The sequence below is a fragment of the Inquilinus sp. 2KB_23 genome, assembly GCF_052115705.1.
Taxonomy (GTDB): domain Bacteria; phylum Pseudomonadota; class Alphaproteobacteria; order DSM-16000; family Inquilinaceae; genus Inquilinus; species Inquilinus ginsengisoli_A.
The window spans coordinates 182,362-207,137 of record NZ_JBFRHF010000011.1; the positions used below are offsets into that span (position 1 = coordinate 182,362).

Consider the following 24,776-nt stretch of genomic DNA (forward strand, 5'->3'; position numbering starts at 1 on the left):
CGATCGGGGGGATAGGGGCGTTGCGAGAGCCGATCAAGCATGTCTTCATCTGGCCGGCCTTCCTCGTCGTCCTCCTGGTCGGCATCTTTCCGCTGATCTATTCGTTCACCATCAGCTTCCAGAGCATGCGGCTGGTGCCGCCGCTGCCGCCGCGCTTCGTCGGCTTCGACAACTACACGTCGCTGCTCGCCAATCCGCGCTTCTGGGCCACCGTCCAGACGACCTCGATCATCGTGTTCGTCTCGGTCTCGATCCAGTACGTCCTCGGCTTTGCTGTTGCGCTCGCGCTGCATAGCAAGATTCCCGGCGAACGTCTGTTCCGCGTCGGCTTCCTGCTGCCGATGCTGATGGCGCCGATCGCGGTGTCGCTGGTCGGGCGCATGCTGTTCCATTCGACCGTCGGGCCGGTCAACGACCTGTTCACCCAGTTCGGCCTGCCCAACCTGCCGTTCCTGACCGATGCGACCTGGGCCCTGGGCACCATCATCGCGGTCGAGGTCTGGCAGTGGACGCCCTTCGTCATCCTGATGCTGCTGGCCGGGCTGCAGAGCCTGCCGCAGGACGTCTACGAGGCGGCGCAGCTGGAGAACGCCAGCAGCTGGCAGCAGTTCTGGGGCATCACCTTCCCGATGCTGCTGCCGATCTCGGCCGCCGTGATTTTCATCCGCATCATCGAGAGCTTCAAGATCATCGACACCGTGTTCGTGCTGACCGGCGGCGGGCCTGGCGTGTCGACCGAGACCCTGACCCTGTTCGCCTATCAGGAGGGGTTCAAGAAGTTCAACCTGGGCTACACCTCGGCGCTCAGCTTCCTGTTCCTGATCGTGATCACCATCTTCGGCACAATCTACCTCGCCATTCTCAAGCCGCATCTGGAGAAGCAGCGATGAGCGGCGCCCAGGGCATCAACGGCGGCGGCCTCAGGCGCGGCTTCGTCTTCCTGCTGTGCCTGGGGTGGTTCCTGGTCACGCTGTTCCCGGTCTACTGGACGCTGATCACCTCGTTCAAGCCGCCGACCGCGGTCAATGGCGGGCCGACCTACCTGCCCTGGATCGACTTCCAGCCCACGGTCCAGGCCTGGGTCGACGCCTGGTCCGGCCTGCGTGGCGACTTCATCACCCCCTTCGTCAACTCGACCCTGATCGCGGTGTCGGCGACCGCGCTGTCGGTGCTGCTGGGGTCGATGGCCGCCTATGCGCTGGTGCGCTTCCCGTTCCAGGTGCGGCTGCTGGCCGGCCTGTCCTTCGCGGTGGTCGCCATTGGCGCCTTCCTGCTGCTGGGCAACGTGCTGGGGCTGAAGCGGCTGCCGGCGCTGGGCGGCGCCCTGGTGCTGGCCCTCGCCGTGTCGATGCTGCTGAACCGCCTGCGCCTGCCCGGGCCGGTCCTGGGCAATGACGACGTGGTGTTCTGGTTCGTCAGCCAGCGCATGTCCCCGCCGATCGTCACCGCCTTCGCGCTCTACCTGCTCTATTCCGAAGTCGGCAAGGCCGGCTTCCCGCTGCTCGACAGCTACTGGGGCATGGTGCTGTGCTACACCGCCTTCTCGCTGCCGATCGTGGTCTGGCTGATGCGCGACTTCTTCCAGGCGCTGCCGGTCGAGATCGAGGAGGCGGCGCTGGTCGACGACGTGCCGCGGATCCGCATCTTCTTCGAGATCGTGCTGCCGATGGCGCGGCCGGGGCTGATCGCCACGGCGATGATCACGCTCAGCTTCGTCTGGAACGAGTTCCTGTTCTCGCTGCTGCTGACCGCGGGAAGCTGGCAGACCCTGCCGATCCTGCTGTCGGGGCAGAACTCCTATCGCGGCGACGAATGGTGGGCGATCTCGGTCGCCGCCATGGTCTCGATCGCCCCGATGATGGTGATGGCCGTCCTCCTGGCCAGGCTCATGCGATCGGGCCTGCTGCTGGGCAGCATCCGATGATCGCGCGACAGGGAGGGAGAACAACAATGAAGACCATGCTTCTTGCAACCGCCGGTGCGCTGACGCTGGCGGCGGCGCTGGCCGGGCCGGCCGCGGCGGCCTGCGACCCCGACTACACCGGCGTGACCCTGACCGCGGGGTCGCAGACCGGCCCCTTCATCGCCCTGGCGGTGCAGATGGCGGCCAAGACCTGGGAGCAGAAGACCTGCGGCAAGGTCAATGTCGTGGAGTTCCCGTTCGGCGAGCTGTATCCGAAATACCTGACGGCGATGACCGCCGGGGAATCGACCTTCGACATCATCACCTTCGCTCCGGCCTGGATGCCGGATTTCGCACCCTACCTGTCGGAGATGCCGGCCTCGGTGCGCGAGGGCAAGGATTGGGAGGACATCGCCCCGGTCTATCGCGACCGGCTGATGGTGTGGGACGGCAAGCACCTGTCGCAGACCATCGACGGCGACCTGCACACCCTGTCCTACCGCAAGGATCTGTTCGACGACCCGAAGGAGCAGGCGGCGTTCAAGGCCAAGTACGGCTACGACCTGGCGGTGCCGAAGACCTGGAAGGAATACTACGACATCGCCGAGTTCTTCACCCGGCCCGACCAGAAGCTGTGGGGCACGGCGGAGGCGTTCCGGCGCGGCGGCCAGCAGTTCTGGTTCTTCTTCACCCACGCCGCCAGCTACACCAACGACCCGCAGAACCCCGGCAGCATGTTCTTCGACCCGGAGACGATGGACGCCGCGGTCAACAACCCGGGCTGGGTGCGGGCGCTGGACGACTACATCAAGTCGGTGAAGTTCTCGCCGCCGGGCGCGCTCAACTTCTCCTCGGGCGACATCCGCACCGCCTTCGCCGGCGGCCAGGTGGCGATGAACTTCGACTGGGGCGACACCGGCGTCATCGCCTCCGACAAGACCCAGAGCCAGGTCGCCGGCCATGTCGGCTCGGCCCTGACCCCGGGGTCGACCGAGATCTGGAACCACAAGACCAAGGATTGGGAGAAGACCGACCAGCCGGTGTTCTCGCCCTTCATGGCCTTCGGCGGCTGGCAGGCGGCGGTGCCCTCGGCCGGCAAGAATGTCGAGGCGTCCTGGAACTTCGTCGAATGGGTCTCGAACCCGGAGAACAGCGGCATCGCCACGGTGACCGGCGGCTCCGGCGTCAACCCCTACCGCCTCAGCCATTTCGTGCCGGACCGCTGGCTGGCCAAGATGACCAAGGAGGAGGCGGACGAGTATCTCGCCGCCCAGCGCGGCAGCCTGGAGGCCAAGAACGTCGCGCTCGACATGCGCATCCCCGGCTACTTCTCCTACACCGAAGTGCTGGAGATCGAGCTGTCCAAGGCGCTGGCGGGGCAGGAGACGGCGCAGCAGGCGCTCGACACCATCGCGACCGAATGGAACAAGCTGACCGACGAGTTCGGCCGCGACACCCAGCTTGCCGCCTATCGCGCCTCGATGGGCCTGCCGCCCCTGAAGAAGTAGACGGCAGCCGGGTCCCCGCCGCACCGTTCGTGGCGGGGACCCGCACCGAGGCCCACGGTTCCAGACCCGCAAGGACAGCATGGCCCGCGTCACACTCGAAGCCGTGACCAAGAACTACGGCGACGTCCCTGTCATCCCGTCGCTCGACCTCGAGATCGCGGACCGCGAATTCGTGGTGCTGGTCGGCCCGTCCGGCTGCGGCAAGACCACCACCCTGCGCATGATCGCCGGGCTGGAGCCCACCACCGGCGGCGCCATCCGGATCGGCGACCGCGACGTCACCCAGCTGCGGCCCGGCCTGCGCAACTGCGCCATGGTGTTCCAGAACTATGCCCTCTACCCGCATATGAGCGTGCGGGAGAACATCGGCTACGGCATGAAGGTGCGGCGCGAGCCGAAGGCCGAGATCGAGGCCAAGATCGCCAACGCCGCGCGCATCCTCGGCCTCGACCCCTATCTCGACCGCCGGCCGAAGCAGCTCTCGGGCGGCCAGCGCCAGCGCGTCGCCATCGGCCGCGCCATCGTCCGCGACCCCGATGTGTTCCTGTTCGACGAGCCGCTGTCCAACCTCGACGCCAAGCTGCGCATCGAGATGCGGGCCGAGATCAAGGCGCTGCACCGGCGGCTGCAGACCACCATCGTCTACGTCACCCATGACCAGGTCGAGGCCATGACCATGGCCGACCGGGTGGTGGTGATGAACCAGGGCCGGATCGAGCAGGCGGCCGAGCCGCTGACACTGTACGAGACCCCGGCCAACCTGTTCGTCGCCGCCTTCATCGGCGCGCCCAGCATGAATTTTTTGCCCGCGACCCTGGTCGCCAATGGCGGTACGCCGGGGCTGCGGCTGGCGGACGGCACGGTGCTGCCGGTGCCCGCGGCCAAGCGCGCCGCGCTGGCCGGGCGCGACGGCCTTGCCGTCACCATCGGCCTGCGGCCGGAGCATGTGGCGGGCGGCGACGCCGGGCCGGTCACGCTGCCGATCATGCCCCGGGTGATCGAGCCGCTGGGCGCCCACACCCTGATCCTGGGCGAAGTCGCGGGCGGCCGCTTCACCGCCCAGGTCGACGCCCATTTCCCGGCCCGGCCGGACGAGCCGACCACGATCAGCTTCGACCCGGAACGGCTGCACCTGTTCGAGACGGCCGGCGGCCAGGCGGTGTGAGGGTGCCCGACCGAGAGGAAACCGGGATCAACGCGGGGCTGAAGCAGAAGGTCGACGAGTCTTTCGCCGATCCGAAGCCGAGCGTACCGGCCCGGGATGTCTTCCGCCGGCTGCGCGCCTATCACGAGACGCAGGCCAAGACGGATTCCGGCAAGCCATTAAGGTCCCGGCCCAAGACGGAAAGGGATCCGGTCGGCTTTCCTCGGCGCTGCGTGTGGTTTCTTATAACAACTGGTTGCACCTCGATCATTCCGGTTGCATATTACAATCGGAATGGAGCGACCCTCATGAGCAGCGAACCGCGATCCGGCTGTCCGATCAATCTCACCCTCGAGGCCCTGGGCGACCGCTGGAGCCTGCTGGTGATCCGCGACATGATGTTCGGTGGCCGCCGGCATTTCCGCGAGCTGCTGACCCGGTCGGAGGAGGGCATCGCCTCCAACATCCTGGCCGACCGGCTGAAGCGGTTGACCGAATCGGGCTTCCTGACCCGGGCCGACGACGCCAGCCACAAGCAGAAGGCGATCTACAGCCTGACCGAGAAGGCGATCCAGCTGGTGCCGCTGCTGGCCCATATGGGCGCCTGGGGCCGGCGGCACACGCCGGCGACGCCGGAGCTGTCGATCCGAGCCCAGCTGCTGGAGGAGGGCGGGCCTGACCTCTGGGCCGAATTCATGGACGAGCTGCGCGCGGCCCATCTCGGCCTGCCCCACCCGGCCCGCGGACCCAGCGTCGGCGAACGCCTGCAGAAGGCCTACGAGGCCGTCCGCGACAGCGAGGGCGGTGCGGCGGCCTGATCCCGCCGCCTACTAAGCCTTCGGCCGGCCGTAGACGCCGCGCAGGAAGAAGTCCCAGATCGCATAGACCAGGGCGCCGCCCCAGAGGAAGAGCCACAGATGGTCCTGCAGCCACAGGACCTCCGCCGTCAGCGCCGCGATCAGCAGCACGATGATCAGCAGCCGGACCCAGAGCGGTTCGAGCCAGGGATGCGCTTGCGGCGTCGGCATGGATCTCCAGGGGAGGCAGGGCAGGGCAGGGGCGGGGAGAGTGGCACGGACCGCGGCGGGCATCCAGCCCGGCGCCTCCCGCAACGCGCTTTCTCCCCGGCAACCGCGGCGTTATGGTCGCCGGCTTTCGCCAATAGGGTTCGACCGGAAGGACGGTGCTGCGATGTCCAAGATCATTCTCGACTGCGATGTCGGCATCGACGACGCGCTGGCCATCCTGTGGCTGGCCGACCGGCCGGGCATCGAGATCGCGGCCCTCGGCAGCGTTCATGGCAACGCCCACGCCACGGTCGCCGCGGCCAACGCCCAGCATGTCTTCGACCTCGTCGGGCTAAGCCATGTGCCGGTCGCGGTCGGGGCCGAGGCACCGCTGGCCCAGCCGGTCAGCATCAGCGGCCATGTCCATGGCGATGACGGCCTCGGCGGCTACGGCCCCGGCGCGCCGCTGCGCCCCTTCGCGGCCGAGACGGCGGCGGAGCAGCTGGTCCGGCTGGTGCGCGCCGAACCCGGGGCCTGCACCATCCTGGCCACCGGCCCGCTGACCAACCTGGCGCTGGCGCTGCATCTCGAACCCGACCTGCCGCAGCTGGTCGAGCGGGTGGTGGTGATGGGTGGCGCGGTGACGGTGCCCGGCAACATCACCGCCGCGGCCGAGGCCAACATCTTCCACGATCCGGAAGCGGCGGAGGCGGTGTTCGCCGCCGCCTGGCCGGTCGTCCTGGTCGGGCTCGACGTCACCATGACTGCCTGGCTCGGCGAGGCGGAGCTGGCGCGGATCGAGGCCGACGGCCGCCCGCGCGGGCGCTTCGCCTGGTCGATCCTGCAGCACTACACCGGCTTCTATCACAGCCGCCACGGCGTGCGCGGCTGCGCCCTGCATGATCCGGCCGCGGCGATGCTGCTGGTCGATCCCGGCCTGGCCGACTACGCCGACTGGGCGGTGCGGGTCGAGCTCGGCGGCGACCTGACGCGCGGCATGACCCTGGCCGACCGTCGCGGCTATCCCGAGGAGCCGGATGCTGCGAGCCGGCCCGTCATCCGGGTGGCGACGCGGATCGACCGCGAACGCCTCGTCGCCGGCTTCATGGACGGCCTGCTGCGTTGACCACGGAGGCGGCGTTGGACCGGCCCGACGCTTCTTCTTGGCGATTGTCGCGATACATCCGGTCCCGGATGGGATGGCCGGCCGATCCACCCCCCGTCCAGGGTTCGGGCAGGGCAAAGCCTGGGTTGCCGAAAGAACCGGCAACTGTGCTTGTCTGGATTGGTCGGATGATTATTCGGAAAGCATTCCGCCCATTCCGGTCGTGATTGAGGGGGTAGCAAAAATGCCGTGCATTCCTCGGGAATGTTCATTCTAATGGCTCTCCCCCGGCGGCGGTATGCCGCCGGGACGATCTGCGGTTTCGCTTCGGCGAATGCTGGAGCCATAAGGGGAGGTTTCATGAATTTTCGTACTCTGCTCGCCGCGGGCGTTGCGGCCGTTGTCGCGGCAGGCTTCGCCGCCTCGGCCCAGGCCGGTGCGACCTTCGACGCCGTCAAGCAGCGCGGCTTCATCCAGTGCGGCGTGAACACCGGCCTCGCCGGCTTCGCGCTGCCGGACAGCCAGGGCAAGTGGACCGGGATCGACGTCGACACCTGCCGCGCCCTCGCCGCCGCGGTGTTCGGCGACGCCGAAAAGGTCAAGTTCACGCCGCTCAACGCCCAGGTGCGCTTCACCGCCCTGCAGTCGGGCGAAGTCGATGTGCTGGCCCGCAACACGACCTGGTCGCTGTCGCGCAACACCTCGCTCGGCCTCGACTTCACCGCCGTCAACTTCTATGACGGCCAGGGCTTCATGGTGGCCAAGTCGCTCGGCGTCACCAGCGCCAAGGACCTCAACGGCGCCACCATCTGCGTCCAGCCCGGCACCACCACCGAGCTGAACCTGACCGACTGGTTCCGGGCCAACAAGCTCGAGTTCAAGCCGGTGGTCATCGAGAAGCTGGAAGATGTCGAATCCGCCTTCTTCTCCGGCCGCTGCGATGCCTACACCACCGACGCCTCCGGCCTTGCCGCGACCCGCGCCGCCAAGGCGCCGAAGCCGGACGACTACATCATCCTGCCCGAGATCATCTCGAAGGAGCCGCTGGCCATCGGCGTCCGCCAGGGCGACCCGCAATGGGCCAACATCACCCGCTGGGTGTTCAACGCCCAGCTCCAGGCGGAAGAAAGCGGCGTCACCAGCGCGAACATCGACAGCTTCGCGGATTCGCCGGACCCGACGATCCAGCGCCTGCTGGGCAAGACCCCGGGCATGGGCGAGGCGCTCGGCCTGCCGGAGACCTGGGCCTACAACGCCATCAAGCAGGTCGGCAATTACGGCGAGATGTTCGAGCGCAATGTCGGCGAGAAGACGACGCTGGGGCTGAAGCGCGGCCTGAACGCGCTGTGGACCCAGGGCGGCCTGCAATACGCGCCTCCGATCCGTTAACGGACGATCAAGCCGCCGGCCCCGAAACGGGCCGGCGGTGTTGTTTCAGGCCGAAAAGAAGCGACAGGGCGGTTTGAACGAGGTGTGACGCAATGACCATGGACGTTGCCGCGGCAGGAACTGCCGTGCGCCGTGGATCGGCCTTCAACGACCCGAGGCTCCGTTCGATTTTTTACCAGGTCGTCCTTCTGCTGGTGGTGATCGGCGTCGGCTGGTTCCTGGTGTCGAACCTGATCCACAACCGCGAGGTTCGCGGCATCGCGACGGGATACGGCTTCCTCAACCGTGAGGCCGGCTTCGCCATCGCCGAGACGCCGATTTCCTACACGCCCAGCGATCCCTATTCCCGCGCCTTCCTGGTCGGGCTGGTGAACACGCTCAAGGTGTCCATTCTCGGCATCATCCTGGCGACCTTGCTGGGAGTCGTCGTCGGCGTCAGCCGGCTGTCCTCGAACTGGCTGGTGGCCAAGCTGGCCGCCGGCTATGTCGACCTGGTGCGCAACATCCCGCTGACCGTCCAGCTGCTGCTCTGGGCCGGGCTGATCCGGGTCAGCGCCCCGGCCCCGCGCCAGGCGGCGAACCCGGTGCCCGGCGTCTTCATCAGCAATCGCGGCATCCAGGTGCCGTCGATCGAGGACAACCCGATCTTCGTCTGGGTCCTGATCGCCGCGCTGGTGGCGCTGGTCATCGGCTGGGGCATCGCCCGCTGGGCCCGCCAGCGCCAGGCGGCGACCGGGCAGCCGTTCCACAGCTTCTGGGTCGGGCTGGCCCTGTTCATCGGCCTGCCGCTGGTGGTCTGGCTGGCCGGCGGTGCGCCAGCGGCGTTCGAGATCCCCGAGCTGAAGGGCTTCAACTTCTCGGGGGGCTGGACGCTTTCGCCGGAATTCGCGGCGATGCTGCTGGGCCTGACCGTCTACACCGCCAGCTTCATCGCCGAGATCGTGCGCGGCGGCATCCTCGCCGTCTCGCATGGCCAGACCGAGGCGGCCCGCGCGCTCGGCCTGCATTCCGGGGTCACGTTGCGCCGGATCATCCTGCCGCAGGCGCTGCGCATGATCATCCCGCCGATGACCAGCCAATACCTCAACATCACCAAGAACAGCTCGCTCGCGGTGGTGATCGGCTATCCCGAGCTGGTGTCGATCGGCAACACCATCGGCAACCAGACCGGCCAGGTGGTCGAGGCGATCTCGATCTTCATGGCGGTCTATCTGTTCATCAGCCTGTCGATCTCGATCGGCATGAACATCTACAACCGGCGCATGTCGCTGCGGGAGCGCTGATCATGGCGGCGACTCACTCCTTCACCGAACCCTTCGTCGCCACCCGGGAGATCCCGGCCGAGCCGCCGCCCGGCTCGACCACCGGGCCGATCGCCTGGGTCCGGCACAACCTGTTCAGCACCTGGTACAACATCGTCCTGACCGTGGTGATCGCCTACCTCGCGATCCGGTTGATCCCGCCCTTCATCTCCTGGGCGTTCATCGACCCGGTGTGGGGGCCGGCGACACCGGACCAGACGCCGGCCGATGTCGTCGCCGCCTGCCGGGCCGCGACGGGGGCGTGCTGGGCCTTCGTCAACGAGAAGTACCGGCTGATCTTCTTCGGCCTCTACCCGTTCGACGAATATTGGCGGCCGATCCTGGCCATGCTGCTGCTGCTCGGCCTTGCCGTCAGCAGCACCGTCCGGCGGTTCTGGGGCAAGCGGCTGATCGTCGCCTGGGTGGTCGTGATCGTCGCGGCCATCACGCTGATGTACGGGGCCATCCCGCTCGGCTTCCTCGAAATCCCGATCCCCGGCATGACGCTGGTCGAGACCGGGAAATGGGGCGGCCTGCCGCTGACCATGGGCCTGTCGATGATCGGCCTGGCCCTGGCCTTCCCGTTCTCGATCCTGCTGGCGCTCGGCCGCCGGTCGAACATGCCGGCGATCCGGACGCTGTGCGTCACCTACATCGAACTGGTGCGCGGCGTGCCGCTGATCACCGTGCTGTTCATGGCCTCGGTGATGTTCCCGCTGTTCCTGCCCGAGGGCTGGAACTTCAACTACCTGCTGCGCGCCCAGGTGGCGATCATCATGTTCACCGCCGCCTATCTGGCCGAGGTGGTGCGCGGCGGGCTGCAGTCGATCCCCAAGGGCCAGTTCGAGGCGGCCGACAGCCTCGGCCTGAGCTATTGGCAGAAGCAGCGGCTGATCATCCTGCCGCAGGCGCTGCGGATCTCGATCCCGGCCCTGGTCAACACCTTCATCGGGTCCTTCATGGACACGACGCTGGTGATCATGGTCGGCCTGTTCGACCTGCTCGGCGCCGCCCGGCTTGGCCTGTCCGACTCGATCTGGGGGCCGTTCTACAAGGAAGCCTATCTGTTCGTTTCGCTGCTGTTCTTCGTGTTCTGCTTCTCCATGTCGAAATACTCGCAGCACCTGGAGAGGTATCTGAACATCGGCACGCGCCGTCGCTGAGACAGGGAGACTGAAAATGGCCGCAACACCGGCGCCCGCCGCCACCGAACCGGACGTGCTGATCCAGATGTCCGGGGTCAACAAATGGTACGGTGAGTTCCATGTCCTCCGGGACATCAACCTCGCCGTCGAGAGGGGCGAGAAGGTCGTGATCTGCGGGCCCTCGGGCTCCGGCAAATCGACCCTGATCCGCTGCCTCAACCGGCTGGAGGAGCATCAGAAGGGCTCGATCATCGTCGACAAGATCGAGCTGACCAACGATGTGAAGAACATTGACGCCATCCGCCGCGAGGTCGGCATGGTGTTCCAGCAGTTCAACCTGTTCCCGCACCTGACCGTGCTGGAGAACCTGACCCTGGCCCCGATCTGGGTTCGCAAGATCCCGAAGAAGGAGGCCGAGGAGACGGCGATGTACTTCCTCAGTCGGGTCAAGATCCCCGAACAGGCCGGGAAATATCCGGGCCAGCTTTCCGGCGGCCAGCAGCAGCGCGTGGCGATCGCCCGCTCGCTGTGCATGAAGCCGAAGATCCTGCTGTTCGACGAGCCGACCTCGGCGCTGGACCCCGAGATGATCAAGGAAGTGCTCGACGTGATGATCGAGCTGGCCCGCGAGGGCATCACCATGATCTGCGTCACCCATGAGATGGGCTTCGCGCGGACCGTGGCGAACCGGGTGATCTTCATGGACCGCGGCCAGATCGTCGAACAGAACGAGCCGGAAGAGTTCTTCAAGAACCCGAAGTCGGACCGCACCAAGCTGTTCCTGAGCCAGATCCTGGCGCATTGACCGTGCCGGGGCGTCGCCGAGTCGGCGGCGCCCCTGGGTTCGGTCCGGAATGGGCCGGCCTCCGCTCCGCCTGACGTGCGTTGCCGTCGTGGCGGTCGATCCCCCCGCATAGCCTGCCTGTGCGACCCCGCCGTTTCGAGCCACCGGTCATGACGACCGGAATCAAGCGCGACTCCGGATCCCAGCGTGGCTGGAATTCGACAGCTCCCTCGCGGCCGGTGCCGGCAGGGACGCGGCCCTTCTGATTCAGCCAGAAATCGGATGATGCCATTCGGGTAACCGTCAGTGTTGCCGGTTCGCCACACATCGTTGCTATTTCATCTTACATACATTCTTGGATGTATAATCCCATTGCTCCACTTCCCAGCGCGGGACTAACGTCCGGCACATCAGAGGGACGTCATTCGGTGGGTGGGTAAGGCCGATCCGGATGGTGCTTTTGATGACACAGATCGGCGCCGTTTCGGGGGACTCGCTTTCGACACGACCGCCATCACCCGGCTTTCGAGGCCGGGTTCTTGCCCGGGGTTCCGGCAAACTGCCTAGGCCAGGGCAAGCAGACGGGCCGACAGGCGTCCAGAGCGAATAGCCTCACAGAGATGCGGGGCAGAGGAGGGAAGATGAAGAAGGTACTTATCGGCACCACGGCGCTGGTGGCAGTTGCGTTGGCCTCGGCCTCCGCCTCGGCTGAACTGCAGGTCAAGATCAGCGGTTTCGTCGCGTTCCAGGGCTCGCTGTCGCTGACCGACACCCGCAGCGACAACTTCGATCGCGACTATGATTTCCAGACCAACGCGCGACTGGTCTTCGACATCAAGAACGTCACCGATTCCGGCCTCGAATACGGTGCCCGCATCCGCTTCAACGACGTCAACCGCGATGCCGGCGTCAAGGTCACCCGTACCTATGTGTACGTGAAGGGCGGCTTCGGCACGATCACCTTCGGTAACGCGCCGACGGTGGCCGACGACATCGGCTACATCTACGCGCATGACGAACTGGCCGGGGAACGCGGCGCCGGCGGCGGCGACTTCGGCGACCTGCTCGACGGCGACAATATCGCCCAGGGCGGCATGAACTTCTACTCGATCGACGCCACCTACCTCGCGGGCCTGACCAACCAGGACACCCGCATCAAGTACATCTCGCCGACGATCAACGGCTTCAGCTTCGGCGTCGACTTCACCCCCGTGGTCGGTGGCGCAGCCCATGCCGGCTCCGGCGGCGTGAACGACCTGATCAACGACGACAGCACGATCTACGAGAACGTCGTCACCGGCGGCGTGAACTGGACGCAGGATTTCGACGGCCTCAACGTGTTGCTGGCCGGCACCGCCGCCTACGGTAACGGCGTGACCACCGCCAACAACCCCGAGAATCACGACCTCGAGGTCTACACCCTCGGTGGCCGGGTCCGGTCCGGCGGCATCGCGGCCAGCGTGAACTGGACCCACAACGCCAGCTTCTTCGCGACCGACAAGTCCGTCGACACCGTCATCGGCGACCTGAGCTACACCTGGGGTCCGTTCCTGGCCTCCGTGTCCTACGCCTACACCTGGGCCGGCAGCCACAACGGCCTCAATGCGGCCTCGGGCGACGGCGACGGCCAGGACCTGCGGGACAACCACATCGCCGGTGTGAACCTGACCTACACCGTCGCGCCGGGCCTGAACACCTACGCGGAAGTCATCTACGAGCGCCAGAATTTCCGCACGGGCTCGGAGTTCGAGAATGCCAACCTGCTGACGGGCATCAACCTGGCCTTCTGAGGCCCAGGAAGACCCGTCCGGACGGTTGGTCCGGGAAGACCGGGCGTGACAGACCACTCCTAACGGTCTCTGTCTCGTCCCCTCGAAGGCTGAAAGGTCACGTCCGGTCGAAGGAGGATGCGCGGTCTGCAGGCCGCGCATCCTTTTTTATTGCCTGGTTCCATTGGGGCGGCTCGCTGAGCCGCCCCTTTTCATTTCAGGCCAAGCCCGGACTCATATTGCATACATACATGTATGTATATTACGGTTGCTTTGGCACCAAGGAGCGGATTAACTTTCCGCACTCCTTCCGGGTAAGGTTCCCACGCAGGGCACCCGCCACGCCCCAGCGGCGAAGGCCGGCGCCTGCCCGGAGAGGCGTTTTTCGATGTGATTCTTTGTCAGGCTTGCATAGCCGGGCCTCGGCCCCCCGACGACAACCTCGGATGGCGGACCGGGAACGGCCCCCTGAGAGATGGAGATGGGGGACGCAAGGCAGAGGAGGGACCATGATGAGGGTAGTGATCAGCGGCGCCGTGGCGCTGGCGGTGGTGGCATTGGCTTCGGCCCCTGTTGCCGCCGCCGGCCTGCAGGTCAAGATCAGCGGCTTCGTTGCTTTCCAGTCCACATTGTCGCTGTCGGATTCCCGCAGTGACAGTTTCGATCGCGACTACGACTTCCAGACCAATGCGCGGCTGATCTTCGACGTCAAGAACGTCACCGATTCCGGCCTCGAATACGGCGCCCGGGTGCGCTTCAACTCCGTCAACCGGGACGACGGCGTCCGGGTCACGCGCACCTATGTCTATGTGAAGGGCACCTTCGGCACGATCACCTTCGGCAATGCGCCGACGATCGCCGACGACATCGGCTACGTCTATGCCCATGATGATCTCGTCAGCGATATGGGCGCGGGCGCGCTGGATTTCGGCGAGCTGCTCGACGGTGATTTCCCGCTCGGCGGCGGGAATTTCTACTCGATCGATGCGACCTACCTGGCCGGGCTGACCAACGAGGACACCCGCATCAAGTATCTGTCGCCGACCTTCAACGGCTTCAGCTTCGGCATCGACTTCACGCCCGTGGTCGGCGGCGCGGGCCATGCCGGCGCCGGCGGCGTCAACGACCTGATCAACGACGACCAGACCTTCTACGAGAATGTCGTCACCGCCGGCGTGAACTACGAGGACACGTTCGGCGATCTGTCGGTGCGGGGCGCCGCCACCGCGGCCTACGGCAACGGCGTCCAGACCTCGGCGGCCGGCGCCAATCCGCATGGCCACAATCTCGAGGTCTACACGATCGGCGGCAAGGTTGGGTACCAGGGCTTCTGGGCCAGCGTGAACTGGACCCACAATGAGAGCATCGCTCTTGCCGACAAGTCGGTCGACACGATCATCGGCGATCTCAGCTACCAGTCCGGCCCGTTCCTGGCATCGCTGTCCTACGCCTACACCTGGGCGGGCAAGCACAGCGGCCTGAACGCGGCCGATGGTGACGGCAACGGCCAGGACCTGCAGGACAACCACATCGTCGGCGCGAACGTGACCTACACCGTGGCCCCCGGCCTCAACACCTATGCCGAAGTGATCTACGAGAAGCAGAACTTCCGCGAGGGCGGGGATTTCGAGAACGCCAACCTGATCACGGGTCTCATCCTCGGCTTCTGAGGCAACGGGGTAGTTTGAGAGCCTGACATTCCATTTACAACTGTCATGCCCGGGCTTGACCCGGGCATCCAGAGGCTGTCGACAGCCTCTTCTGGATTGCCGGGTCAGGCCGGCAATGACAGCAAAAGGCTGGCTCAACCCTCAGGTTGCGAGCGGGATATGCGGCGCGGCGGTGATCGGCAGCAGGCCGGTCAGCCGGGGGTCGGGCCGGCGCACCACCCGCTGCCCATAGGGCGCGAAGCCGGCGCGCTGGTAGTGGGCCAGCGCCTTGGGATGGTCGAGGGTGCAGGTATCGACCGTCATCCGCCGGATCGGCCGCGACCAGGCGATGTCGATGATCGACCGCAGCAGGAACGGCCCCAGCCGGCGGCCGATGAAGTCGGGCAGCAGCCCGAAATAGGCGAGGTCGGCCAGGTCCGCCTCGGTCTGGAACAGCTCGCCGAACCCGGCCGGCACGCCGTCGACATACAGCACATAGACCTCGGTCCGGTCGTCGACCAGCCGGGCCTGYAGCCGGGCATCGTCCCACAGCCGCCGGTCGGTCCACAGCCAGTTGGTGCCGACCGTGTCGTAGAGGTAGCGGTAGTAGGACACGGTCGCGGGCTCGGCCCGCATCAGCGCATGCCGCGCCAGGGGCGGCGGCGGGGGCGGGCGCACCGGCCGGGCCGTCATCTCCAGCTGGGTGACGGTGATCGTCAGCTCGCCGACCGCCGGATCGCTCATGCTCACCTCCGGGCCGGGCCGGTCTCGACCGGCGTGTCCCCCGGCAGGCCCCATTCCGACCAGGCGCCATCATACACGGCGGCGTCCTCGCGGCCGATCCGGTGCAGGCCGAGGGCCAGGACGCAGGCGGTGACGCCGCTGCCGCAGCTGGTCGTGACCGGCCCGTCCTCCGGCAATCCGGCGGCGGCGAAGCGCGCGGCGATCGCCTCGGGCGGCAGCAGGGTCTTGGTGGCGGGATCCAGCAGGTCGCCGAAAGGCAGGCTGAGGCTGCCGGGAATATGCCCGCCGCGCAGCCCTGCCCGCGGCTCCGGCGCCGTGCCCTCGAACCGGTCGCCCGCGCGCGCGTCGATCACCGTGCCCGCCCTGCCGGCCAGGATCTCGCTTTTGGCGCGCACCAGTCGCGGCCGGGGATGGGCAACGAATCGGGCTGCGGTGGGCGTCGCCGGGCCGCTGGCCAGCGGCCGGCCCTCGGCCCGCCAGGCCGGCAGGCCGCCATCCAGCACCGCCACCCCGTCATGGCCGAAGGCGCGCAGCATCCACCAGGCACGGGCCGCGCTCATCAGCCCGTAGACGTCGTAGCAGACCACGAAGCTGTCATTGCCGATGCCGAGAGCGCCGACCTTCTCCGCGAACAGGGCCGGGGAGGGCAGCATGTGCGGCAGCCCGCCGGGCAGCTTGCTCTCCGGCGCCGCGATGTCGTCGACGTCGAACCGGACGGCGCCGGGGATATGGGCCTCGGCGAACTCCGCCGCCGCGTCGCGCTTCGCCGTCGGCAGGTGGTAGGTGGCGTCGACGATCCGGATGTCGGGATCATCCAGGTGGTCGGCCAGCCAGGCGGTGGAGACGATGGTGTTCATGCTTCGCCTGCGAAGGTGATGACGATCCGGCGGTTCTGCTTGCCCTTGTTCTCGATCTTGGCGATCGCGAGGGCGCCGATCTCAGCGGTGTTGCGGACATGGGTGCCGCCGCAGGGCTGCAGGTCGATCGGCGCCTCGGGATCGCCGATCCGCACCAGCCGGACCCGGCCGGAGCCGGTCGGCGGCTTCACCGACATGGTGCGCACCAGGTCCGGCCGCGCCGCCATCTCCTCGTCGGTGATCCAGGACGTCCCGATCGGCAGGGCCGCCGCGACCAGGCGGTTCAGCTCGGCGGTGACGGCCGCGGCGTCCGGCGGCCCGTCCGGCAGGTTGAAGTCCAGCCGGCTGCGATCGGCGCCGATCTGGCCGCCGGTGACGTCGCCGATGACGGCGATGCACAGCAGGTGCAGGGCGGTGTGCATCCGCATGTGGCGGTGCCGCCGCTCCCAATCCAACGCCAGCTCGACCGCGGTGCCGGGGGCGGGCAGGGCGGCGCCCTCCGCCACGATGTGGCGGATCTCGTCCGGCGCCTCGCCCTTGCGGGTGTCGGCGATCGCGGCCTCGCCGCCGGCCCAGCGGATGGTGCCGGTGTCGCCGGGCTGGCCGCCGCCGGTGGCATAGAAGATGGTCCGGTCCAGGACGATGCTCTCCGGCGTCGCGGCGACCACCGTGGCAGTCGCGGTGCGCAGATAGGCGTCGTCGCGGAACAGCAGCTCGGTCATGCGGCGGTCTCCAGCCAGTCGGGCAGCGGCAATCCCTTCTCGCGCAGGAATTCCAGGTTGTAGAGCTTGGATTGGTAGCGGCTTCCGTGGTCGGCCAGGATGGTGACGATGGTGTGGCCGGGGCCCAGCCGCTGCGCCATCTTGACCGCGCCGGCCAGGTTGATGCCGGTGGATCCGCCGAGCAGCAGACCTTCCTCCTTGGCCAGGCGGAACAGGATGGTCAGCGCCTCCTCATCGGTCGCCTGCTGTGCCCAGTCCAGCGGCATGCCCTCGAGGTTCCTGGTCACCCGGCCCTGGCCGATGCCTTCGGTGATCGAACTGCCCTCGGCCTTCAACTCGCCATGGGCATACCAATTGTACAGCGAGGCGCCGAGCGGGTCGGTCAGCGCGATCTGCACCTTGGGGTCGCGCTCCTTCAGCGCCATGGCGATGCCGGCCAGGGTGCCGCCGGTGCCGACGGCGCAGGTGAAGCCGTCGATCCGTCCGCCGGTCTGGTCCCAGATCTCCGGCCCGGTGGTGCGATAGTGGCCGTCGCGGTTGGCGGTGTTGTCGAACTGGTTGGCCCAGATGGCGCCGTTCGGCTCGGTCTTGGCCAGCTCGGCAGCGAGGCGGCCGGAGTAGTGGACGTAGTTGCCGGGGTCCTTGTAGGGCACCGCATCGACCTCGACCAGCTTGGCCCCGGCCAGGCGGATCGCGTCCTTCTTCTCCTGGCTCTGGGTCCGCGGCAGGACGATGACGCTGCGATAGCCCAGCGCCCGGCCCACCAGGGCCAGGCCGATGCCGGTGTTGCCCGCCGTGCCCTCGACGATGGTGCCGCCGGGCCTCAGCGTGCCGCGCGCCTCGGCGTCGCGGATGATCGCCAGGGCCGCGCGGTCCTTGACCGAGCCGCCGGGGTTGAGGAACTCGGCCTTGCCCAGGATCTCGCAGCCGGTCTCCTCCGACAGGCCGCGGAGGCGGATCAGCGGGGTGTTGCCGATGGCGCCGACGAGGCCGTCGACGATATGGCGGGATGGCGTGTCGGTCATGCTGGGTCCCATTCGGGTCGCGGCGTCCTTGCGGACCTTAGGCGGCGCTGCCGGAGGCTTCAAGCGAAGCCCAGCGGCGGCGCAGCGAGTCGCGGTTCAGGGCGAACCATTGCAGGGCGATCAGGGTGATGGCGTTCTGGATGCGGCCCTCGGCCAGCAGCGCCAGGGCGTCCGACGCCGGCATCGGCAGGATGCGGATGTCCTCCTGCTCCGACGCCAGCCCGTGCAGGCTGGTCTCGGCGGGCGCGTCGACCCGGCCGCAGAACAGGCTGACCCATTCGTTGAAGCCGCCCGGGCTGGTGGCGAACTCGCCGACCGGCAGCAGCTCGGCCACGGCGAGGCCGGTCTCCTCCAGGGTCTCGCGGGCGGCCGAATCCTCCTTCGACTCGCCAGTATCGATCAGCCCGGCCGGGATCTCGACCATCCAGCCCGGCCGGTCGGCGATCCAGGCGCCCAGCCGGAACTGCTCCAGCAGCACCACCCGGTCCGCGACCGGATCATAAGGCAGCAGGGCGACGGCGGGGCGGCGCAGCACCAGTTCGCGCGTCAGCGGGGCGGTCCAGTCGCCGTTGAAGCGGCGATGGCGCAGCTGCAGCCGGTCCAGCCGGAAGAATCCGGCATATTCGGTCCGGCGCTCGATCAGCTCGACATCCCGATCGTTGTCGAAAGCCACTCTGGTTCTCTCCTGCGCGACGGCAACCGCCGGACCATAGCGGCGCCCGCCTCGCGGCGCCACGGCGCGGCACGCCGCAGGCCCTGGACATCGCGTGCCGCGAGTCCGGGGATGCTGCCGGGATAGGGTTTGACGGGGCGGGAAAACGGCCGCGATACTCCGGGGTCGGGTTGGGGCGGCCCAATGTCGCGGACGGGCGCTTCACTGTCGCCAGGGGAAACAACGGGATCGCCGCCCGGCCGTCTAATGTCCTCGGCTTCGGGCCGAGGCTTCAAAAGCTAAAGAAAGCCGCCGCCCGACAGGGTGGGTTCCAGCGTCTCGACAGGGAGAGACAGATGAACATCAAAGATCTCGGAAAAGTCCACGTGGCGATTCCGAAGCTGGCGGAGGACCTCCGCGACGGGCGGGTCGACCGGCGCGAATTCCTACGCACCTCGGTGCTGCTCGGTCTCGCGATTCCGACCGCCTATTCCATGGCCTCGCTGCTGACCGGCGAACCGCTGATGCCGCAGGCGCTGGCGCAGGAGACGCCGCGCAAGGGCGGCACGCTGCGCCTGGGCATCTTCGTGATGGATGCCAGCGACCCCGCCATCTACGACTGGTCGGAGAAGGGCAATTCGGCGCGGCAGATCATCGAGCCGCTGGTGCGGGTCGGCACCGACAACCTCGCCCACCCCCATCTCGCCGAGAAGTGGGAGGCGAACGACACCGTCACGGTCTGGACCATGCATCTGCGCCAGGGCGTGAAGTGGAGCAACGGCGACGATTTCGGCGCCGACGACGTGATCGCCACCTTTACCCGCTGGCTGGACAGCAAGACCGGTTCGTCCAACCAGGGCCGCTTCAGCGGCCTGACGGTCAAGGACGGCGAGACGGTGAAGATGGCGCCGAACGCGCTGGAAAAGATCGACGACCACACCGTGCGCTTCAACTTCACCAACGCCATGCTCTCCTTCCCCGAGAGCCTGGGCGACTATCCCGCGCTGATTACCCATCGCAACTTCGCCAAGGACGGCGCCAACCTGATCAAGAACCCGATCGGCACCGGCCCGTTCACCCTGAAGGAATATTCCGTCGGCCAGCGCGCGATCTTCACCAAGAAGGCCGACTACTGGGGCGGCGAGCCCTATGTCGACGAGCTTCAGTTCATCGATCTCGGTGCCGATCCGGCGGCGGAGCTGGCGGCGCTGTCCTCCGGCCAGGTCGACCTCCTGTACAAGCTCGATCCCAACCTGCTGCCCGGCTACCAGGCCAATCCGGCGATCAAGGTCTACGACAAGGACACCGCGATCGTCGGCGTCGCCCGCATGCGGGTGACCGAGAAGCCGTTCGACAACAAGAAGGTGCGCCAGGCGGTGCAGGCCTGCGTCGACCACGACCGGCTGCTGCAGCTGGCCTATCAGGGGCTGGGCACCGCGGGCCAGGATTTCCACGTCGCCCCGATCCACCCCGAATACACCGATCTCGGGCCGCTGAAGCAGGATTACGACAAGGCCAAGAAGCTGCTGGCCGAGGCGGGCTACCCCAACGGCCTGGACATCGAGATCCACTGCGTCGACGACCCGAAATGGGAAGGCCAGATCGGCGTCGTCCTGTCCGAGATGCTGAAGCCGGCGGGGATCAACCTGAAGGTGAACATCCTGCCCGGCGGCACCTATTGGGACCGCTGGACCAAATGGCCGTTCAGCGTGACCCAGTGGACCACCCGCCCGCTCGGCGTGCAGGTGCTCGACGTCGCCTACCGCAAGGGTGCCGCCTGGAACGAGAGCGGCTACGACAACCCCGAGTTCGAGACTCTTCTGAACCAGGCGCAGGCCACGATCGACGTGCCCAAGCGCAAGGAGATCATGAAGAAGATCGAACAGATCCTGCAGGAAGATGCCATCAGCATCATCCCGTTCTGGCTGAAGATCTACACCGCGGGCACCGACAAGGTGCAGGGCTTCGCCTACCACTTCGCCCGCGAGATGTATCTCGACAAGGTGTGGCTGTCGGCGTGACGGCACAGCCTGTAGCTTCCGGACGGGGGCGCGTCTTGCGCCCCCGTGCCGGCAAGGCCGGCGAGGCGGTCTAGCCATGCTGATCTTCCTCGCCAAGCGCGCCTTCTTCATGATCCTGACCATGCTGGCGGTGTCGCTGCTGGTCTTCCTCCTGCTGGAGGTGAACGGGTCGGCCGTGGCGGTGAAGGTCCTCGGCCCCTACAGCTCGGACGAGCAGCGCCATCTTTGGCTCGAGGCGCATGGCTATTTCGCGCCGTGGTACGAGCGCTACTTCGCCTGGCTCGGCCGCATGGCGAGCGGCGATTTCGGCGATTCGCTGCGCTTCAAGACGCCGGTCGCCGCGGTGCTGTGGCCGCGGCTGGCCAACACCGGGATCCTGGCTGCCTTCGTCTTCGCGCTGATGGTGCCGGTCTCGGTCGTGCTCGGCGTGCTCGCTGGCATGCGCGAGGGGTCGGCCACCGACCGGTCGATCTCGGTGCTGTCGATCATCACCACCTCGATCCCCGAATTCGCCTCGGCGACCTTCCTGTCCTTCCTGTTCGTCCTGGTCCTGAAATGGCTGCCGGGCACCAGCGGGATGAACCAGGGCTTCGACCCGCTGCAGCTGGTCATGCCGGTGCTGGTCCTGGTGCTCTACGATTTCGGCTACATCACCCGGATGATGCGCGCCTCGATGGCCGAAGTGATGCAGAGCCCCTATATCCGCACCGCGGTGCTGAAGGGCATCCCGTACCGGCGGGTGATCATGCGCCACGCCTTGCGCAACGCCCTGATCGCGCCCTTCACCGTGATCGTGCTGCAGATCAACTGGCTGCTGTCGGGCGTGATCGTGGTCGAGGCCTTCTTCGGCTACAAGGGCTTCGGCGCCCTGCTGCTCGAGGCCTCGCTGAACCAGGACATCTATCTGATCCAGGCCTGCGCCATGGTCTCGGTCTTCGTCGCGGTGGCGACCCAGACCATCGCCGATGTCGGCTACACCTACCTCAATCCCCGCATCCGCTTCACCTGACGGAGACCGCAATGGCCGACGTCTCGCTGCCGCCCCCATCCTCGCTCAGCCGCAACCCGGTGGTGCGCGCGCTGCGCTCGGCGCTGCTGCTGCGCGAAAGCTGGGTCGGGCTGATCGGGGTGCTGATCGTCCTGGCCTGGATCCTGGTCGCGATCCTGGCGCCGGTGATCGCGCCGTTCCCGCCGAACCAGAACCTGGTGCCGTTCAAGCCGCCGGGCACGCCCGCGCCGGGCGGCGGAGTGTTCTGGCTCGGCACCGACCAGCTCGGCCGCGACATCCTCAGCCGGGTGATCTGGGGCGCCCAGCGGGTGCTGATCTACGCGCCGCTGGCCACCGCCTGCGCCTATGCCCTCGGCGTCACCATGGGGCTGTTCGCCGGCTACAAGCGCGGGTTGTGGGACGACGTGCTCAGCCGGATCGGCGACATCATTCTGTCCTTCCCGATCCTGGTGCTCTACGTCGTCATCATCACCACCTTCGGCCCGTCCGGCATCAACATCGTGCTGGCGGTGACCTGCGCCAGCGCCCCCGGCATCATGCGCATCGTCCGCGGCCTGGTGCTGGACCTGCGCAACCGCGACTACGTCGCCGCGGCGCAGACCCGGGGCGAATCCTCGCTCTACATCATGTTCGTCGAAATCCTGCCCAACGCCCGCGGGCCGCTGATCGTGGATGCCTGCCTGCGCCTGGGCTACACCATCATCACCATCGGCGTGCTCGGCTTCCTCGGCCTCGGCCTGCCGCCGCCGGACCCGGACTGGGGCGGCATGGTCAACGAGACCCGCGCCATGGCCACCTTCGCGCCGTGGATGACGGTCTTCCCCTGCATCGCGATCTCCTCGCTGGTCCTCGGCCTCAATCTCCTGGCCGACGGGCTGCGCGAGATCTCGCTCAAGGACTGAGCCGATGATTGCCGAGGTGATTCCGCCGCGCGACACCCGCTCGCCGATCCTGGAGATCGACAAGCTCTCGATCTCCTATCTCACCCGCGCCGCCGAGATCCCGGCGGTGGTGGATTTCTCGCTGACCATCCAGCCGGGCGAATGCGTCGGGCTGGTGGGCGAAAGCGGCTGCGGCAAGTCGACCGTCGCGATGGCGATCATGCGCTATCTCGGCGGCAACGGCCGCATCGCCGGCGGCTCGATGAAGTTCCGCGGCCGCGACATGCTGGCGATGTCGAAGGAGGATCTGCGCCGGATCCGCGGCGCCGAGATCGCCATGGTCTACCAGGAGCCGATGTCGGCGCTGAACCCGGCGCTGCGCATCGGCGACCAGCTGGCCGAGGTGCCGCTGTGCCATGAGCCGGGCTGCACCCCGGCCCAGGCGCGGGACCGGGCGCGGGACATGCTGGCCCGGGTGCGGCTGGCCGACCCCGGGCGGGTGATGCAGGCCTATCCGCACCAGATCTCGGGTGGCCAGCAGCAGCGCGTGGTGATCGCCATGGCGCTGCTGTCGAACCCGTCGCTGCTGCTGCTGGACGAGCCGACCACTGCGCTGGACGTCACGGTCGAGGCCGGCATCGTCGACCTGATCGCCGAGCTCGGCCGGACGTTGGGCACGGCGATGCTGTACATCAGCCACAATCTCGGGCTGATCCGCGAGACCTGCGACCGGGTCTGCGTCATGTATGCCGGCCAGGCGGTGGAAGAGGGGACGATCGCCCAGATCTTCGCCGCCCCGCGCCACCCCTACACCCAGGGGCTGTTCGGCTGCATTCCGACGCCCGGGCGCGACAAGACCAGCCGGCCGCTGGTGCCGATCCGCGGCCAGCTGCCGCTGCCGCAGAACCGGCCCAAGGGCTGCTGGTTCGCGCCGCGCTGCGACTTCTTCGAGGCCGGCCGCTGCGACGCGGCGCCGGTGCCGATGCTGCCGGCCGGCGAGACCCGTGGCGTGCGCTGCCTGCGCTGGCAGGAGATCGAGGCGCTGCCGCCGGTGGCGGCGGTGGCCGAGGCCCTGCCCGCGGCCAAGGCTGACAACCAAGTGGTGCTGCAGGTCGCCGCCATGGGCAAGCACTACCCGATCTACGACAACTCGATCGCCGCCTTCTTCGGCAGCGATCGCACCCGCTACATCCGCGCCAACGAGGCGCTCAGCTTCGAGGCCAAGGGCGGCCAGACCGTCGCCATCGTCGGCGAAAGCGGCTGCGGCAAGTCGACCTTCGCCCGGGTGCTGATGGGGCTGGAGACGGCGACCGCCGGCACCGTCGCCTTCCGCGGCACCGACATCGGCCGCCAGCCGGTGCAGAGCCGCGGCGCGCCGCTGCTGTCGTCGCTGCAGATGGTGTTCCAGAATCCGAACGACACGCTGAACCCCAGCATGACAGTCGGGCGGCAGATCGGCCGGGTGATCCGCAAGTTCGGGGTGAAGAAGCGGCGCGCCGATGTCGATGCCGAGGTCTTCCGCCTGCTCGACCTGGTCAAGCTGCCGCGCGCCTTCGCCGACCGCAAGCCGCGCCAGCTGTCTGGCGGCCAGAAGCAGCGCATCGGCATCGCCCGCGCCTTCGCCGGCGACCCGGCGATGGTGGTGGCGGACGAGCCGGTCTCGGCCCTCGACGTCTCGGTCCAGGCGGCGGTGACCGGCCTCCTGATCGACATCCAGCGCCGCTCCGGCACCACGCTGCTGTTCATCAGCCACGATCTCGGCGTGGTGCGCTACCTCGCCGACCAGGTGGTGGTGATGTATCTCGGCCAGATCATGGAGCAGGGCACCACCGACGCCGTGTTCCAGCCGCCCTACCACCCCTACACCGAGGCGCTGCTGGCCGCGGTGCCGGTGGCGGACCCGACGATCGAGAAGAAGCGCATCATCCTGGAAGGGGCGATGCCCAGCCCGCTCGACCCGCCCCTGGGCTGCCCGTTCCACACCCGCTGCCCGCGCAAGCTAGGCGACATCTGCGAGAGCGAACCGCCGCCGGACCGCGCCAATGGCGACGGCCATGTAATCCGCTGCCATATTCCGTTGCCCGACCTCGCGGCGGTGGAACCCGTTCTGGGGCGTGCGGGTTAAACGTCCCGGTGCAGATCGCCTTATGCGGGTATTGCG

The 24,776-nt window shown here is 67.5% G+C and carries 22 protein-coding genes; 16 read left to right on the forward strand and 6 right to left on the reverse strand.

All coding sequences use genetic code 11. From position 1 onward, the window contains the following. Window positions 1–20 precede the first annotated feature (20 nt). The 5 genes from AB4112_RS16380 to AB4112_RS16400 all read left to right on the forward strand — a co-directional run bounded on the left by AB4112_RS16380 (window position 21) and on the right by AB4112_RS16400 (window position 5,373). Window positions 21–890: a carbohydrate ABC transporter permease gene (locus tag AB4112_RS16380; RefSeq protein ID WP_441721056.1), complete on the forward strand. Its 870-nt coding sequence runs from the start codon at window positions 21–23 to the stop codon at window positions 888–890. Beyond that, the gene (locus AB4112_RS16385) at window positions 887–1,924 is read left to right on the forward strand and encodes a carbohydrate ABC transporter permease (protein ID WP_441721059.1); all 1,038 of its coding nucleotides are present in this window, start codon (window positions 887–889) and stop codon (window positions 1,922–1,924) included. The genes AB4112_RS16380 and AB4112_RS16385 overlap by 4 nt, the downstream gene beginning before the upstream one ends. A gap of 26 nt (window positions 1,925–1,950) precedes the next feature. Then, the gene (locus AB4112_RS16390) at window positions 1,951–3,411 is read left to right on the forward strand and encodes an extracellular solute-binding protein (protein ID WP_309793015.1); all 1,461 of its coding nucleotides are present in this window, start codon (window positions 1,951–1,953) and stop codon (window positions 3,409–3,411) included. Window positions 3,412–3,490: 79 nt separating this feature from the next. Beyond that, complete coding sequence (locus AB4112_RS16395; RefSeq protein WP_441721063.1) at window positions 3,491–4,576, forward strand: ABC transporter ATP-binding protein; 1,086 nt, start codon at window positions 3,491–3,493, stop codon at window positions 4,574–4,576. A 287-nt stretch (window positions 4,577–4,863) separates the two neighbouring features. Next, complete coding sequence (locus AB4112_RS16400) at window positions 4,864–5,373, forward strand: winged helix-turn-helix transcriptional regulator (RefSeq protein ID WP_441721066.1); 510 nt, start codon at window positions 4,864–4,866, stop codon at window positions 5,371–5,373. Window positions 5,374–5,385: 12 nt separating this feature from the next. Here AB4112_RS16400 and AB4112_RS16405 read toward each other — a convergent pair whose 3' ends face one another. After that, complete coding sequence (locus AB4112_RS16405; RefSeq protein WP_309793012.1) at window positions 5,386–5,583, reverse strand: hypothetical protein; 198 nt, start codon at window positions 5,581–5,583, stop codon at window positions 5,386–5,388. A gap of 163 nt (window positions 5,584–5,746) precedes the next feature. Here AB4112_RS16405 and AB4112_RS16410 point away from each other — a divergent pair, with 163 nt between their 5' ends. From AB4112_RS16410 to AB4112_RS16440, 7 genes are all read left to right on the forward strand, one after another. Next, entirely contained in the window at window positions 5,747–6,688 is a 942-nt protein-coding gene (locus AB4112_RS16410; RefSeq protein WP_441721069.1) for a nucleoside hydrolase, read from the forward strand. A gap of 339 nt (window positions 6,689–7,027) precedes the next feature. Beyond that, on the forward strand, window positions 7,028–8,056 hold the full coding sequence (locus AB4112_RS16415) for an amino acid ABC transporter substrate-binding protein (protein WP_309793010.1): 1,029 nt from the start codon (window positions 7,028–7,030) through the stop codon (window positions 8,054–8,056). Between the two features lie 92 nt (window positions 8,057–8,148). After that, complete coding sequence (locus tag AB4112_RS16420; RefSeq protein WP_309793009.1) at window positions 8,149–9,339, forward strand: amino acid ABC transporter permease; 1,191 nt, start codon at window positions 8,149–8,151, stop codon at window positions 9,337–9,339. Between the two features lie 2 nt (window positions 9,340–9,341). Continuing rightward, window positions 9,342–10,520, forward strand: a complete 1,179-nt coding sequence (locus tag AB4112_RS16425; protein ID WP_309793008.1) for an amino acid ABC transporter permease — start codon at window positions 9,342–9,344, stop codon at window positions 10,518–10,520. A gap of 16 nt (window positions 10,521–10,536) precedes the next feature. After that, the gene (locus tag AB4112_RS16430; RefSeq protein ID WP_309793007.1) at window positions 10,537–11,307 is read left to right on the forward strand and encodes an amino acid ABC transporter ATP-binding protein; all 771 of its coding nucleotides are present in this window, start codon (window positions 10,537–10,539) and stop codon (window positions 11,305–11,307) included. Between the two features lie 620 nt (window positions 11,308–11,927). Then, on the forward strand, window positions 11,928–13,076 hold the full coding sequence (locus AB4112_RS16435; protein WP_309793006.1) for a porin: 1,149 nt from the start codon (window positions 11,928–11,930) through the stop codon (window positions 13,074–13,076). 488 nt (window positions 13,077–13,564) lie between these two features. Further along, entirely contained in the window at window positions 13,565–14,725 is a 1,161-nt protein-coding gene (locus AB4112_RS16440) for a porin (protein ID WP_441721074.1), read from the forward strand. A 141-nt stretch (window positions 14,726–14,866) separates the two neighbouring features. Here the strand turns inward: AB4112_RS16440 and AB4112_RS16445 are convergent, their stop codons facing one another. From AB4112_RS16445 to AB4112_RS16465, 5 genes are read right to left on the reverse strand one after another with little or no spacing between them, the layout of a single operon-like run. Then, window positions 14,867–15,448, reverse strand: a complete 582-nt coding sequence (locus tag AB4112_RS16445) for a GNAT family N-acetyltransferase (protein WP_441721077.1) — start codon at window positions 15,446–15,448, stop codon at window positions 14,867–14,869. A gap of 2 nt (window positions 15,449–15,450) precedes the next feature. Further along, window positions 15,451–16,305, reverse strand: a complete 855-nt coding sequence (locus AB4112_RS16450) for a sulfurtransferase (RefSeq protein ID WP_441721080.1) — start codon at window positions 16,303–16,305, stop codon at window positions 15,451–15,453. Then, window positions 16,302–17,027, reverse strand: a complete 726-nt coding sequence (locus AB4112_RS16455; protein WP_441721082.1) for an alanyl-tRNA editing protein — start codon at window positions 17,025–17,027, stop codon at window positions 16,302–16,304. The genes AB4112_RS16450 and AB4112_RS16455 overlap by 4 nt, the downstream gene beginning before the upstream one ends. Next, entirely contained in the window at window positions 17,024–18,052 is a 1,029-nt protein-coding gene (locus AB4112_RS16460) for a cysteine synthase A (RefSeq protein WP_441721085.1), read from the reverse strand. The genes AB4112_RS16455 and AB4112_RS16460 overlap by 4 nt, the downstream gene beginning before the upstream one ends. Window positions 18,053–18,089: 37 nt before the next feature. Then, entirely contained in the window at window positions 18,090–18,725 is a 636-nt protein-coding gene (locus AB4112_RS16465) for an NUDIX domain-containing protein (RefSeq protein WP_441721088.1), read from the reverse strand. Between the two features lie 335 nt (window positions 18,726–19,060). Here AB4112_RS16465 and AB4112_RS16470 point away from each other — a divergent pair, with 335 nt between their 5' ends. The 4 genes from AB4112_RS16470 to AB4112_RS16485 all read left to right on the forward strand — a co-directional run bounded on the left by AB4112_RS16470 (window position 19,061) and on the right by AB4112_RS16485 (window position 24,740). Then, window positions 19,061–20,725 carry an ABC transporter substrate-binding protein gene (locus AB4112_RS16470; RefSeq protein WP_309792999.1) on the forward strand — a complete coding sequence of 555 codons (1,665 nt, stop codon included), beginning with the start codon at window positions 19,061–19,063 and terminating at the stop codon, window positions 20,723–20,725. Between the two features lie 76 nt (window positions 20,726–20,801). Further along, window positions 20,802–21,734 (forward strand): ABC transporter permease, encoded by a 933-nt coding sequence (locus AB4112_RS16475; protein WP_309792998.1) that lies wholly within the window; start codon window positions 20,802–20,804, stop codon window positions 21,732–21,734. 11 nt (window positions 21,735–21,745) lie between these two features. Continuing rightward, a complete protein-coding gene (locus AB4112_RS16480; protein ID WP_309792997.1) occupies window positions 21,746–22,636 on the forward strand; it encodes an ABC transporter permease in 891 nt (296 codons plus the stop codon). A 4-nt stretch (window positions 22,637–22,640) separates the two neighbouring features. Continuing rightward, a complete protein-coding gene (locus AB4112_RS16485; protein ID WP_309792996.1) occupies window positions 22,641–24,740 on the forward strand; it encodes an ABC transporter ATP-binding protein in 2,100 nt (699 codons plus the stop codon). Window positions 24,741–24,776: the final 36 nt, after the last annotated feature.